Origin of the sequence: Flectobacillus sp. (assembly GCF_049240685.1) — a bacterium.
In the GTDB taxonomy this organism is placed as follows: Bacteria; Bacteroidota; Bacteroidia; order Cytophagales; family Spirosomataceae; genus Flectobacillus.
The window spans coordinates 1-15,285 of sequence record NZ_JBMLSD010000199.1 but is presented as its reverse complement, the minus strand read 5'-3'; the positions used below and the strand labels follow the sequence as shown (position 1 = coordinate 15,285).

General features: G+C 38.7%; 9 protein-coding genes. 8 read left to right on the top strand and 1 reads right to left on the bottom strand.

Features of this window, described 5'->3' with window-relative positions; all coding sequences use genetic code 11:
- Positions 1-116 precede the first annotated feature (116 nt).
- The 6 genes from ACOVQ4_RS09100 (at position 117) to ACOVQ4_RS09075 (ending at position 10,567) form a co-directional block, all read left to right on the top strand.
- Positions 117-3,254 (top strand): SusC/RagA family TonB-linked outer membrane protein, encoded by a 3,138-nt coding sequence (locus tag ACOVQ4_RS09100; protein WP_421820339.1) that lies wholly within the window; start codon positions 117-119, stop codon positions 3,252-3,254.
- A gap of 11 nt (positions 3,255-3,265) precedes the next feature.
- On the top strand, positions 3,266-5,077 hold the full coding sequence (locus tag ACOVQ4_RS09095; RefSeq protein ID WP_421820338.1) for a RagB/SusD family nutrient uptake outer membrane protein: 1,812 nt from the start codon (positions 3,266-3,268) through the stop codon (positions 5,075-5,077).
- Positions 5,078-5,494: 417 nt separating this feature from the next.
- Positions 5,495-6,616 carry an endo-1,4-beta-xylanase gene (locus ACOVQ4_RS09090; protein ID WP_421820337.1) on the top strand — a complete coding sequence of 374 codons (1,122 nt, stop codon included), beginning with the start codon at positions 5,495-5,497 and terminating at the stop codon, positions 6,614-6,616.
- Positions 6,617-6,681: 65 nt separating this feature from the next.
- Complete coding sequence (locus ACOVQ4_RS09085) at positions 6,682-8,349, top strand: glycoside hydrolase family 43 protein (protein WP_421820360.1); 1,668 nt, start codon at positions 6,682-6,684, stop codon at positions 8,347-8,349.
- Between the two features lie 119 nt (positions 8,350-8,468).
- Positions 8,469-9,353, top strand: coding sequence for an alpha/beta hydrolase (locus ACOVQ4_RS09080; protein WP_421820336.1), 885 nt, complete (start codon positions 8,469-8,471; stop codon positions 9,351-9,353).
- Positions 9,354-9,454: 101 nt separating this feature from the next.
- Positions 9,455-10,567 carry an alpha/beta hydrolase-fold protein gene (locus ACOVQ4_RS09075; RefSeq protein WP_421820335.1) on the top strand — a complete coding sequence of 371 codons (1,113 nt, stop codon included), beginning with the start codon at positions 9,455-9,457 and terminating at the stop codon, positions 10,565-10,567.
- A 572-nt stretch (positions 10,568-11,139) separates the two neighbouring features.
- On the opposite strand, the gene ACOVQ4_RS09070 is transcribed toward ACOVQ4_RS09075, so the two are convergent.
- The gene (locus ACOVQ4_RS09070; protein ID WP_421820334.1) at positions 11,140-12,564 is read right to left on the bottom strand and encodes an NADP-dependent isocitrate dehydrogenase; all 1,425 of its coding nucleotides are present in this window, start codon (positions 12,562-12,564) and stop codon (positions 11,140-11,142) included.
- Between the two features lie 304 nt (positions 12,565-12,868).
- Here ACOVQ4_RS09070 and ACOVQ4_RS09065 point away from each other — a divergent pair, with 304 nt between their 5' ends.
- Both ACOVQ4_RS09065 and ACOVQ4_RS09060 read left to right on the top strand, forming a co-directional pair.
- Positions 12,869-13,846 (top strand): L-threonylcarbamoyladenylate synthase, encoded by a 978-nt coding sequence (locus ACOVQ4_RS09065; protein ID WP_421820333.1) that lies wholly within the window; start codon positions 12,869-12,871, stop codon positions 13,844-13,846.
- 153 nt (positions 13,847-13,999) lie between these two features.
- Positions 14,000-14,959, top strand: coding sequence for a sodium-dependent bicarbonate transport family permease (locus tag ACOVQ4_RS09060; RefSeq protein ID WP_421820332.1), 960 nt, complete (start codon positions 14,000-14,002; stop codon positions 14,957-14,959).
- The last annotated feature ends 326 nt before the right edge of the window (positions 14,960-15,285 follow it).

The window sequence follows — 15,285 nt, the reverse complement described above, 5'->3', positions numbered from 1 at the left end:
AATCGAGTAAAATGTGCTAATCCAATTTTCGGACATAAACTTACTTTACACCGTCAAAAGACGCCCCTCATCCCAAGAGGATAATATTCTATCTTAAAACAATCATATTTTACTCTATGAAAAGAAATAATTACCTTATTATTCAGTGGCAAAGTTTTCCCTTGATGAAATTGTGTTTGATGCTGTTTGCAGTTTTTTTGAGCTATACAATTCAGGCACAAACTATCAAAGGAAAAGTAACAGCTGAAGATGGAAAACCCGTAGCTGGAGCTACTATAAAAGTAAAGGGAAGTAATGTGGGAACAGTGGCCAATAACGATGGTGACTATACTTTATCTAATGTAACCAAAAACACGGTCCTTGTTGTTTCAAGTATTGGGTATTTACCAGCCGAAATTAATATCGGTGCAAGAACATTTGTAGAGATTGTATTGAATGCCGATACCCGTGAGCTTGGAGAGGTAATAGTGGTGGGTTATGGTACTCAAAAAAAGAGAGATATAACAGGAGCGGTGGTTTCTGTATCAGAAAAAACGCTCAAAGAAGTACCAGCTCCAAACATGCTCAACGCATTGAAAGGTAGAGCAGCGGGGGTATCTATTGTGAGTAATGGCTCAACGCCTGGGAGTCAAGCATCGATTCGTGTGCGTGGTAACCGCTCATTAACAACTGGCAACGGCGATGGGCTCGATGGCCCCTTGGTAGTAGTAGACGGAATTCCTTTTGGAGGATTGAACGATATCAACCCCGATGATATTGCTAATATTGAAATATTGAAAGATGCTTCAGCAACGGCCATCTATGGTTCGCGTGGGGCAGGGGGTGTTATTTTGGTAACCACCAAAAGAGGAAAAGTGGGTAAGCCTGTATTTAGTTATGATGGTTATCACGGCGTAACTAATATCATGGGTAAATACAATGTTATGAATGGAGAACAATATGCCAAATTTAAAGAATTATCTGCTGCGTATAATACACAGGGTGCAGGTACAACGGCATATCCTTTGACCGAAGAAGAAAAAGCAAATTTAGCAGCAGGCGTATCTACCGACTGGCAGAGTTTATTGTACAAGCCCGGATTCAACAGTAGTCATCAGCTTGGGATGCAGGGTGGTGTTGAAAATACACAATACGGTATAGGTATTGGCTATTTTAACGAAACGGGTATTATGCCAAATCAGAACTTCGACCGTATGACGATTCGTGCTACATTAGATCAAAAAATCGGGAAAAGGGTGAAAATTGGCTTGAATACCATCAATACCTTAACGCACCGTAACGACCCAGCAGGAGGTGGTATTCCGACCGAGTTAGTGCGTTTGTCACCTTTAGTTCAACCTTATAATGCCGATGGTTCGGTCAACTTGAACCCTAAAAAAGGTACCATCGAGGCACAAGCAGTGAGCCCACTAACGCTCATCTCTCGTGGTGCGGATATCCTTTCTAATGAGCGTTCGTTGAGAACTTTTAATAGTTTGTATGCCGAAGTAAATATTTTAGATGGTCTTAAATATCGTTTTAATGCTGGTCTTAATTTTAGCCAAGTCCACTTTAATGGATATGCTCCACCAAATACCTTTGTTAATACCGGAACTGAGCAAAGTGTGTCAAGCGCCGATATTAGAAATACCGAGTATTGGGATGTAAATTTCCAGCACTTACTCTATTATGACAAAGTATTTGCCCAAAAACACAAAGTTGGTTTAACAGCGCTTTATGAAATCACCAAAAATCATAACCTTGGAAGTAGCTTTAATGTGAAAGGCGTGCCAGCAGATTACATCAAAACCGCCAACTTCTCTTTGGCTTCGGGCCAACCAACAGGTAGCGGTAGTTTTGCCGAAGCAGGCTTGATTTCTTACATGGCTCGTCTAAATTATACTTTTAATGACAAATATACCCTTACGGCTACCTTCCGAAGAGATGGTTCTTCTACGTTGTCGCCAGGTAATCAGTATTTTAACTATCCTGCCATTGGGATGAGTTGGAACATCATCGACGAACCTTTTATGAAACAACTGAATGCCGTATCCAACCTTAAAATTAGAGGTGGCTGGGGTATTTCGGGTAACCGTAACGTAGACCCTTATGCTACCTTGGGTGCGTTGTCGTCAGGATATTACAACTTTGGTACAACTACTGCAGGACAAGCTTTGGCTTATACGGTTACGAGTTTGCCAGCTAGCAATTTGGGCTGGCAATCTACAGCACAATGGGATTTTGGTTTAGAAATTGGTTTGTTCAACAATCGTGTGACTGGTTCATTTGATATTTACAAACAAAGTACAAAAGACATTTTGCTTTCTGTAAACCTTCCTCAAAGTAATGGCGCAGGTTCGGCGCTCAAAAACCTTGGAAAAACAGAAGGTAGTGGTTTTGAATCTTCGGTATCTATTGATGTAATCAGAAGCAAAAGCGGATTTAATTGGAGTACAGATATAACTTATTTCTTTAACCGTGAAAAAATTACCCAATTGACAACACCAACAGAATTAGATAATAAAGGTAACTATTGGTTTGTTGGACAGCCACTTACGGTTATTTATGATTATAACAAAATCGGTATTTGGCAACAGTCAGATAAAGACAATGGTACATTAGCAAAACAAACATCACCTGTACAGGTACCAGGCGAAATCCGTGTAGAAGATGTAGATGGTAACGGAAAAATTGATGCCAATGACCGTAAAGTTATCGGTAACTTCCAGCCAGCTTGGGAAGGAGGCTTTACCAATAGAGTTAGCTACAAAAACTTTGATTTATCGATTGTGACTTATGCGCGTATGGGTATGAAGGTATTAGTACCTTATTTGGCAGGAACTTCGGGTGGTGGCTCAGGATTTGGATTCCTAAACCAAGGTCGCTCCAACCAATTGGTGATGGATTATTGGACAACCGACAACCCAACCAATGCATTCCCAAGACCAAATGCAGGGGGTGGTGTAAGAGATTTTACCTCTACAACACAGTACCAAGATGGTTCATTTATTAAAGTACGAAGCATTAATGTCGGATATACGCTTCCTTCAAAAATGCTCGGCAAATTAGGCTTTAGTTCTGCTCGTGTGTATATCAATGCAACAAACCCGCTTATTCTGTATTCGCCTTTAGTAAGAGACAAACTGGCTATTGACCCTGAAGGAAACGGTTATGGTAACACCATTCAAGGAGGTAACTTCAACCGTGTGATTAGTGTAAACCTTAATAACCCTCCTGTGCGTCAGTTTACTTTAGGTGTTAATCTCAAATTTTAATAATCGGAAAAATGAAAAAAATTAAAATATCAATACTTGCTTGTACGCTGTTTTTAAGTTTTGGTTGTGAAAATATACTTGTGGAAAAACCTCAATCGCAGATTGTACCTTCTTATTTCAATAGCCCTGCCGGTGTATTGGGAGGTATTGCAGGGGTTTATAATGAAATTCGTAACCAATGGGGTACCGAAGGCTTCTCTTCTGAAATGCAAGCGGGAACCGACGAATTTATTCAAGGGGCAAGTAGCGGTGGTGGGCCTATACACACCTTCAATGGCTTGAATGGTACAAACTTTGGTTCGGCATGGGGTACAGCCTTTACTTGTGTCAATACCATCAACGGGGTACTAAAGTTTGGTCAAAATATCAGTCTTCCAGAGGCTACTAAAAAACAATATTTGGCACAAGCGAAATTCTTGCGCGCTTTCTGGTATTTTTATCTAGTACAAACTTGGGGAGACGTGCCTTTGCATACCGAGTTTATTACAGTTCCTTCTCAGGCAGCCAAAAGAGACCCAGCTTTGGAAGTGTATAAGCTCATTATCAAAGACTTGACAGAAGCTGCTGCTGATTTGCCAGATAAACCAACAGCTCCGTTTTTAGGCAAAGCAGCAACAAAACCTGTTGCGCAGTTTTTCTTAGCAAAGGCCTATCTAACCCGTGGTTGGTTGACCAACTCACAAACGGATTATGCTGAAGCAGCTAGAATTTCGAGCGAGATTATTACCAACAAAGCTAACTATGGTTTGGATTTGTGGCAAGACTTTGGCGATGCTTTCGTGCCTGCTAATGACTACGGTAAAGAAACAATGTTTGTGAGTGACCACTCAAATGATGCTAAATTTGGCTATTATACAGTGGGTGGTGGTGCTAGTGGTGGTGCTGGCCAAAACTTAACGCCTTGGTTTACCAACTGGAACTACCCAAACAACAGTGGTGTAAACTCTACGGTAAATGCTAACGGGATATTAGTAAACTCTGGTACCTCATTGATGGTGCGCGATTCTTATTATGGTCGCCCGTACCAACGTTTGCGTCCAAATAGTGTTAAACAAAGTTCTGGAGAAGTAGCAGGAAAGAACTATTTCCTTGACCAAGCTTTTGTAAAAAGAGATATTGATTCACGATTTGCCAATACTTTCTATACGGTATATATCGCCAACCAATCTATTACCAATAGTGCTACGGCAGCCAATAACAAAAGAGGAATTTCTTACACGACTCAAGTTGGGGTAGATACTGCCGTTTGGCTTCCTGATTTTGAAGTGGCAGGTGCACCTCAATTTTATGGTACAAGACCATTTAAAGGACTTATTATTCCGCCAAGCCTTTGGAAATCAGATGTATATCCAGCTATCAAAAAACACATGGATCCTAGTCGTGGAAGTAATTTCAATGACCCTTCCACTCGTCCTGTAGTAATTACACGTTTTGCTGAAGTATATCTTATTGGTGCAGAGGCCTATCTTCAGGCAGGCGATAAGGCAAAGGCCGCTGAATTGCTGAATGTGCTTCGTCAAAGAGCAGCTTATCGTAAAACAAACACTCCAGCACAAAATGCTGCTGCTGCCGCTGCTATGTTAATCAAAGATTCGGACGTAACAATCGATTTTATTTTGGACGAAAGAAGCCGTGAGCTATTCGGAGAATGGATGAGATATCAAGATTTGGTACGTACAAAATCTTTGGTAAGACGTATCAAACTTTGGAATACTGAGGCTGCTCCTTACATAAAAGATTTTCATGTACTCAGACCTATTCCTCAGTCCGAAATTGATCGTACTGTAGAAGGTCCTCCATTTACTCAGAACCCAGGATATTAAATCTGAGTAAGTAAGTGTTAGGCTCTAGGCTGTAAGCCGTAGGCATTAGGCAAGTACAACTCTTTGCCTATTGCCTTAGGCTTTAAGGTATCGGCATTCGGCTTTGGGCTTTGGGTAAAAGTAGGTTTTGGCTATGGAAAAAAATTACCACTCTTTGCCTATTGCCTATTGCCTATTGCCTATTGCCTAATGCTTAGTGCCTATTGCCCAAACACATAAATTGCATGCATACCCACTATTCTACTACAACTTTTGAGTATTTTTATGTTGGACTTTCCGAAAAAACAGTTAATTCTTTGGATTGAACATTGGTTGTCCTTTTTTAATTATTTGTGCTACAAAATTTTTTTTCATTGGTCTACTTTCACGGTGAAAAAAATGTAAAAAAAATCTCAATTTTCATTAAAAACTTACAGCATGAATTATTACAAAATATCTTTATCGTTGTTCAGATTTTTTCTATTGAGTGTTCTTAGTATTCAGTTGTCTTTTTCGCAGAAAACAGCTGTTTCTCTAAAATCGGCTTATCAAGATGATTTTTTGATTGGTACAGCTTTGGGAACGGAGCATATTTTAGAAAAGAATGAAAAAGCAGATGCCTTAATTAAAAGAGAATTCAATGCGATTACGCCTGAGAATATCATGAAGGCTCAAATTATTCACCCTGCTCCAAATCGATACAATTTTACCTTGGCAGACAAATACGTTGAATATGGGCAAAAAAATCAAATGTATATTGTTGGGCATACCTTAATTTGGCATTCTCAATTACCGCCATTTGCTTTCAAAATGAATAATGCAGACTCTGTACGTATATTTATGACCGACCATATCAATACTGTGGCAGGGCGCTATGCAGGCAAAATCAATAGCTGGGATGTCGTAAATGAGGCATTGAATGAAGATGGTACACTTCGTAAATCTGTTTTCTTAAAAACACTAGGCGAAGGATATATCAAGGAGGCTTTTGATTTGGCTGCCAAAGCCGACCCCAAAGCGGCTTTGTATTATAATGATTACAATATTGAACAGCCTGCCAAACGCAAAGGTGCAATCGATCTTATCAAAAAATTACAAGCAAGCGGAACAAAAATTGATGGTGTTGGGATTCAAGGGCATTGGAGTATTCATACCCTCAACTTGAAAGATATTGAAGAGTCTATCATGGAGTTTTCGAGATTAGGACTCAAAATCGCTTTTACAGAATTAGACTTAACAGTACTGCCTAATCCTTGGGATTTGCAAGGGGCAGATGTGAATCAGCGCTTTGAAGAAAAACCTGAAATGAATCCTTACAAAGATGCCTTACCTGACTCGGTACAAACCGCATTAGCCGACCGTTATACAGACCTCTTCAAACTTTTCTTGAAACATAAAGATAAAATTAGCAGAGTAACTTTTTGGGGAGTAGATGACAAACATTCTTGGCTGAATGGTTTTCCGATTCGTAATCGAACCAACTATCCTTTGCTATTTGATAGGGCATTAGAGCCTAAAAAGGCTTATCAGGCAGTAATGAGTTTGAAATCAGCCGAATAGCATACCTCTAAATTTGGATAGTATTTGTAATTTTTAACATGATTAAATAATAGAGTTTTATGAATATGGTAATAAAAAAAATCTTTTTAGTATATAGCTATTTGTTAATAGTCGGAACTGCTTTTGCTCAGAAAACCACTTTAGTTAATCCTATTCTGACAGGATTTTATCCTGATCCTAGTATCGTAAAAGTAGGGGCAGACTACTATTCTGTTCACTCTACTTTTTCCTATTTTCCGGGCTTGCCCATTATGCATAGCCGTGATTTGAAAAATTGGAAACAAATAGGGAATGTCATCAACCGCCCCTCACAAATGGATTTTATGGGCGAGCGTATGAGCCGCGGACTTTTTGCTCCTGCTATAACTTACTACAAAGGTATTTACTACGTTACCTGTACAGATATTGACCACGATGGTAACTTTGTGGTTACGGCTACTAATCCGGCTGGCCCTTATAGTAATCCCGTAAAATTGCCAGAAGTAAGAGGGATTGACCCATCTATTTATTTCGACGAGGCAACCGACAAAGCTTATATCGTTTATAATAGTGATGCCCCCGACAACAAACCGCTCTATTCGGGTCATAGAACTATCAGAATGTATGAGTTTGATTATAAAAACTTGAAGGTAGTAGGCGAACAAAAGCTATTGGTGAATGGCGGTGTAGATATTTCTAAAAAACCTGTTTGGATTGAAGGACCGCACGTTATGAAACGTAACGATTGGTATATTTTGTACTGTGCAGAAGGTGGAACTTCCGTAAATCACTCACAAGTGGCTTTGCGTAGTAAAGATATTTGGGGACCTTATGTACCATTTGAAGGAAACCCAGTACTGACACAAAGAGAATTACCAGCAGATCGCCCCAATCCAATTACCTCGGCAGGACATGCTCAATTTATCGAAGGTCCCGACGGAAAATGGTATTCTATATTTTTGGCAGTGCGTCCTTACGAAGGCGATTATTACAATACAGGTCGCGAAATGTTTATTGCACCGCTTACTTGGGTAAACGATTGGCCAATGATTGAGCATGGCGAAAAGGCTATTGAATACAAATATGAAACCAATATTAAAGAGGTAAAACAAAAAGATGCTTTACCTCAAAATGGTAATTTTTCTTATACCATGAAGTTTGATAAAGGACTTGACCTTTCGATGATGCACTTGCGAACGGTAGATAGTAGTTCGTTCAAGACTTCTAAAAATGGGCTTACCCTAACATTGAAACCTGAAACTATTTCAGAACTCGGAAACCCTTCGTTTGTGGGCAAACGTCAGCAACATCTTACTAGTTTGGCAGAAACTGAACTCGTTTTTTCTCCAAAATCAGAAAAAGAAAAAGCAGGATTGGTGATTTATCAAGACGAAAGCCATTACTATTTCTTGGCAAAATCTATCAAAGAAGGTAAAACTCAAGTAGAATTATACAAAAGTATTCACCGTAAAAAAGAGGTAGAATTGATTAATACCCTGCCTGTTGGCAACGAAAAACTAGTACTTAGAATAGCTACCAAAGGCGATAAATGTGATTTTGCTATCTCAGAAAATGGTAAAGACTTCAAGATTTTAGCCGAAAACCAAGATGGCAAACATCTTTCGACCAAATTTTCAGGAGGATTTGTGGGCTGTGTATATGCCATGTATGCCACTTCAAATGGCGAAAAATCTGATAATAGCGCCACATTTAAGTATTTGAAATACGAGGGAAATGATGCTGTACTGAAATAAAAAAACAAATCCAATTGATTCATTATTAAAAAAGGTCAATGGTGCGATAGAGTAAAAACTTTAATAAATTCTGTGGCACCTTGACTTAATTTTTGAATAAACAACATTATCCAAATCCCATGAAGCATGTACTTATCATCGTTGTTTGCTTGGTCGGATACCTCCAAAATTCCGCTTATGCTCAGCAGATTATTCCTTTATATGATGGCGTAGTTCCCAATGCTAGAGCTACAAGCAAAAAAGAAATCAACGAAAATGGAATGTACAGGGATGTTGTCTCCCCTACGCTCGAATACATAAAACCCGAAAAACCAAACGGTACTGCGGTTATCGTGATTGCGGGAGGTGGTTATGGTGTAATTGTTTACAATGGCGAGGGCTTGAGTACCGCCAAAGCATTGGCAGAAAAAGGGATTTCAGCCTTTGTACTAAAATACAGGCTGCCTAGCGATGAAATAATGGTAGATAAAAAAATAGGGGCATTACAAGATGCTCAACAAGCTATTAAGATTGTACGTGAAAATGCTAACAAATTTGGGATTAATAAAAACAAAATAGGTATTATGGGTTTTTCGGCAGGCGGACACTTGGCAAGTACTGCCGCTACGCATTTCGAAAAATCCTATATCGAAAACCCCAATAACATCAGCTTACGACCTGATTTTCAAATATTGGTTTACCCAGTAATTACCATGAAAGAAGGACTGACGCACGGTGGTTCTCGTGATAATTTGATTGGTAAAAATCCTACTGCTGCCGACATCGAAACTTTTTCAAACGAATTACAAATCAAGACTCATACACCACCAGCCTATTTGACTCACGCTGCCGACGACAAACTTGTGGATGTGGACAATAGTATTTCTTATTTTGAAAATTTACGAAAAAGCAAAGTTGAGGTCGAAATGCACATCTATCCCAAAGGCGATCACGGATTTATTTTCAGACATAAAGGCTGGATGGAACCTCTCTTTGATTGGTTGACTCGTAATAATTGGTTGTAATTAAGTAATCGTGCAGAGGTGAATCTAAACTTTTAGCATCCGAAAGACACTTTTATGTTTTGTCCAGTAATCAGCTTTTTAACATAAACCTAAAATTAACAATGAAAAGTACCGTTTTATCTCTTTTATTCAGCTTATCAAGTTGTGGTATAGCTTTAGCTCAAAATCAGCAAAGTGCTGTTATTGAGGATTTTAAGCCATCTCCACTCAACCAGCCACAACAAGAATATCCAATGGTCAATTCCCAAGGATATGCTCGTTTCAAAATTATTGCACCTGCTGCCGATAGCGTTCGGGTAAGTTTGGGCCTAGGTGGTAGAGGTGGTACAAAACTTGAAAAAGCCAGTGATGGCAGTTGGATGGGCACAACCGAAGGCCCAATGGACGAAGGTTTTCATTATTATAATGTAAAAATCGACGGAGGAAAATTCAATGACCCCGGAGCTATGAATTACTATGGCTCTATCCGCTGGGAAAGTGGTATTGAAATTCCTGCACATGACCAAGATTTTTATGCCCTCAAAAATGTACCACATGGCCATGTGCAACAAGTACTTTTTCCATCGCCAAGTACCAATACTTCTCGCAGAGCCTTTGTTTATACGCCTCCAGGCTACGAATTAGGCAAAGACAAATATCCTGTTTTGTATTTACAACACGGCTGGGGCGAAGACGAAACTGCTTGGATGAACCAAGGACATGCCAATTTAATCATGGATAACCTGATTGCCGAAGGTAAAATCAAGCCCTTTATTATCGTAAATACTTATGGCATGACCAACGAAGTAAAATTTGGAAAAATCAGAGAGTTTAAAATCGAACCATTCCAAACAGTTTTGATAGATGAATTGATACCCTACATAGATACCCATTTCAGAACCATTGCCAAACAATCTCATCGTGCAATGGCTGGCTTGAGTATGGGCGGTATGGAAACAAAAACTATTACCTTGAATAAGCCGGAGGTATTTTCATACTATGCGCTGTTGAGCGGTGGCACTTATGCACCAACCGACATCAAGGATAAGTCGAAAGTGAAACTTATTTTCTTGAGTTGCGGAAGCAGAGAAAAACCCGAAGGGGTTAATAGTGCAGTGGCGGCATTAAAGGAAGCAAATTTTAATGCTGTTTCATATATTTCAGACAAAACGGGTCACGAGTTTCAAACATGGCGCAGAAGTTTACGCGAATTAGCTCCCTTGTTATTCAAATAGACCAAGTTTAAGTGCTGAATGATGAGTTGAGTGTACAATTGTTAGTTTAGCACTTAAATATTACTTTTATTTTAAATACAAGTTGTTGAAAATAAACACTTTACATTCATATCTTCCAATTCACAATTAGCACTGTACCAAGGTTTAAGTTTTGTTTTTACAATAAAATTGCGGTTGCCGCTACCGCAAAATTGAATCCTTCGTACAGCACCAACGCACAATTCACTACTCAAAGAATAGCTATCTTTACTAGTTCAAGACTTAGTCTTGGACTCATTTTTTTAACAGTTTGAAACTGTTTTTACAAAATTCAGATAAAAACCCAAGTATCCGAAAGACACTTTTAAGTTTTGTCCAGTAATCAGCAATTAAGTAAAAGGAAAGATTAAATTAATAGTATATCTGAGGCAAAATTTGACTATAATCTTTTGATTATGAATATTTTAAAATAACCAATATACTGTTAACTAATAACGTTTTTCTACTTATAAACAAAAAAATAGCTATCAAAAATACTTCTGATAGCTATCCGTTTTCATACAAAATAGGGATGAACAGGTTTGTTCAACTTACTATTGTCCTTGACCTAGCGAGTAGGCTGCTTTCCCATCAAACTCATATAGGTTTTCTGTTTTGATTACATCTATTCCTTGTGAAATGGCCTTTTCTAACAACGCTGGAATTTGAGAGCTAGAAGTTAACCCTTTGAATCTACATCTCCAGTGGTCTGTACAGAATGTTTCAGGGAATCCTTCTGGCCATACTTTGATACCTCGGTTGGTAATCATGCTTAGTTCTATTCCTGCTTGATTTAGCTGGCTTACTTGTGCTGCCAAATCATCTGCCGAACTACCAGGCCAGTGTACGAACAAATCTACGCCGACAATATCTTTTTTGGCAGGTGCTTTGCGTACGTACTTCGGAAGGTACATTTGTGCGCCTTCTGCATATTCTACCGCCTGAAGTTGCTTTGGCTTTTGACCAAGGTTGGCAATTACAGCTTGAGCAAATTCTTTGGTTCCAACTTTCTGAGTACTAGTGCCTTCCTGATAGATATCGTAAGTATGAATACCATCTTCGATGGTTTTGAGCCAAGCGTTTTGTACTTTTTCGGCTACTTCCATCTGACCGATATGTTGTAACATCAAGATAGCCCCTTGTAATAATCCTGATGGATTGGCCACATTCTGACCAGCTCTTCGTGGTGCAGAGCCATGAATGGCTTCAAACATGGCACACTCTTCGCCAATGTTCGACGAGCCTGCCAACCCTACAGATCCTGCGATTTGCGCTGCAATGTCAGAAAGTACGTCTCCATATAAGTTTGGTACTACAATTACATCAAATGCTTCGGGAGTATCAGCCATTTTTGCTGCACCGATATCGATAATCCAGTGCTCATTTTCGATTTCTGGATATTCCTGAGCTATTTCGTCAAATACTTTATGAAACAAGCCGTCTGTTTGCTTCATAATATTGTCTTTTGTAAAACAGGTTACTTTCTTACGTCCGTTGTGTTTGGCATATTCAAAGGCATAACGAACGATTTTCTCACAACCCGGGCGACTAATGAGCTTTAGGCATTGTACAACCTCGTCGGTTTGTTGATGCTCGATACCTGCATAAAGATCTTCCTCATTTTCGCGGATAATCACAATGTCCATTTTTGGGTGCTTAGTATCCACAAACGGATGCAGACTTAAGCAAGGGCGGACGTTTGCGTATAAGCCCAAAAACTTACGAGTGGTTACATTAAGACTCTTGTAGCCCCCTCCTTGTGGAGTTGTAATAGGAGCTTTCAAGAAAACTTTGTTGCGGCGTATGATGTCCCATGATTCTTTGGCAATACCCGAAGTATTACCAGACAAATACACCTTTTCACCAATGTCAATTGACTCGATTTCAATTTTTGCTCCTGCGGCAAGAATGATTTCTAGAGTGGCATCCATAATTTCTGGTCCGATACCATCTCCTTTTGCAACTGTAATTTTTGTCATCTGTGTTTGTGTTATGCTTTGTTTACGACACAAAGTTGAAATATTATTTTCATAAGTTTTTATTTATGTTAAAAATGTAATACATAAAAAATATTTATGAATAAACTTTCTAATGACTTCTGTAAAGTATAAAGGTGTTTTTAAATAATTGATTATGAGTTTATTATGTTAATTTTGTATTGTTAGCGTTACGCTAGTTTTTGATAATTATAAATATTTTAAATATTAATTATTTTATATATAAATAAAAACTTATAATTATTTGAGTTCAAATTTGTATTTGAATATAAAAACACATACAAAAATGATACTTTCAACATCCGTACAATTAGCGAAAACATATTTAGAAAAAGGGGGAGTAATTGGGCTGCCAACCGAAACCGTTTATGGTTTGGCAGGAAATATATGGGATCAAGAAGCCATCAATAAAATTTTTACCATAAAAGAACGCCCCAAAAGCCACCCATTGATTGCGCACGTGGCTCATTGGGAACAAGTAGAGAGTATTGCCACTAATATTCCTGCTATGGCACAGCTTTTAGCAGATAAATTTTGGCCTGGCCCACTAACGATGATACTTTCAGCCAAACCGAATGTTCCTTCAGAGGCCACAGCTGGGCTTGGTACTATCGCCGTTCGAATGCCTGAGCATCCTTTGGCCTTGAAGTTGCTTTCGGCGCTACCATTTCCTTTGGTTGCACCTAGTGCGAACCCTTTTGGTAAGATTAGCCCAACCTCGGCAATGCATGTTTTTTCATATTTCAAAGGAAAAATACCTTTGACGCTCGACGGCGGAAATTGCAAAGTGGGACTTGAATCAACCATCATTGGTTTCAAGGATGATGCAGTTGTGATTTATCGTCAAGGAATTATTAGTAAAGATGATATCCTTGAGGTAATTCCCAATACAGCGGTGTATTATGATATCGACAACCAAAGCAATTATCCTGGTAGTCACCGTGCTCATTATGCACCCAAAACTCCTCTAATTATCACAGACTCGTTGGCAGAAACGCTTGAAAAATATGACAACAGTAAGATTGGACTACTTGTTTTGGGGTCAGATACCGAGTCTACTTATTCAAATATCGCAGCGATTCGTAATTTGAGTAAAGCAAATGACCTGAAAGAAGCGGCCTCAAATCTATATGCCTTTTTACACGAATTAGATAGCCTGAATCTTGATATGATTGTAGCAGAGCTTTTCCCTGCAAGCGATTTGGGTATTGTGCTCAATGACAAACTCATTAGAGCTTCGAGTCAATTTGACCAACATGCTTGAAGCCAAATATCAGTATGAGTACTAAATTTATAAATGTAGTATATTGATTATCAGAAATTTGTGTGATTTTTATTTTTTACACTAATATTTTAGTATATCTAAACTTTCAATGTAACCGAAGACCGATGGGTCATCTTAACTAATCATTATTTTATGAACTCTAACTTACTGTTGGACAATTTATCTAATCCAGCACTACTTTTTTTTGTTTTGGGAATTGTATCAGTGATGCTGAAAAGTGATTTAAAAATTCCTGACAATTCTTCCAAGTTTATTTCATTGTATTTGTTATTTGCTATTGGTTTTAAGGGGGGACAAGAACTTTCACACGAAAGCTTTAATAGTCAAATGATTTGGGTAATGCTAACAGGCATATTTTTATCTATGGCAATACCTTTTTATACCTTTTTTATTCTTAAGAAAAAATTAAATATCTACGATGCAGGAGCAACAGCCGCGGCATACGGCTCTGTAAGTGCCGTAACATTTGTGACAGCAGTATCCTATCTTGAAACACATCATTTACAAATACATGGATATATGGTTGCTACGATGGCGCTTATGGAATCACCAGCTATTATTGTGGGACTTTTGCTGATTTCGGTTTTTGGGAAGGATACTCAACAAGGTATTCAGAAAAAGGAGGCGGTTAAGCATTCGTTAACCAACGGGAGCGTTTTACTCATATTGGGTAGTTTGATTATTGGCTACTTGGCCGATGCCAAACAAGCAGAAGGTATAAAGCCCTTTACGAATGATTTGTTTAAAGGATTTCTAGCGATATTTTTATTGGATATGGGAATTTCTAGTGGCAAAAAACTGACTTCTTTTTTCTCTTATGGTTGGTTTCCTATCATTTTTGCAGCCATTATTCCTTTAGTAAATGGATGCTTTGTGGGCTGGGTTACTGGGTTTTTCTGTGATTATGCGATTGATCGTTTTATATTAGCTGTTTTGGCTGCGAGTGCTTCTTATATCGCTGTTCCTGCAGCTATGAAGATATCTGTGCCTCAAGCAAATCCAGGCTTATATTTGCCCATGACTTTGGCTATTACTTTTCCTATCAATATTACGATTGGCCTTCCTCTTTACTTTGGAATAGTTTCGGCGTAGATGCGACGTAGTAATGAGTGGTGAATATGAATTTTTAATAAGTAATCGTGCAGAATTATATTTAAGTTTTGTGTTTTAGGGGCAAGGCAACAGGCACGAGGCAAAGAGTGTAAAATAGTTTTTTAGTAACGATAGATACGTTTTTGCCGAATGCCCACAGCCGAAAGCCGATACCTGAAAGCTTAAAGCACAATCTTAAACTTTATTTTAGGGACAAGGCAACAGGCACTAGGCAAAGAGTGTAAAATAGTTTTTTAGTAACGATAGATACGTTTTGCCGAATGCCCAAAGCTGAAAGCCGTAAGCTCAAAAATTAAATTTTATTT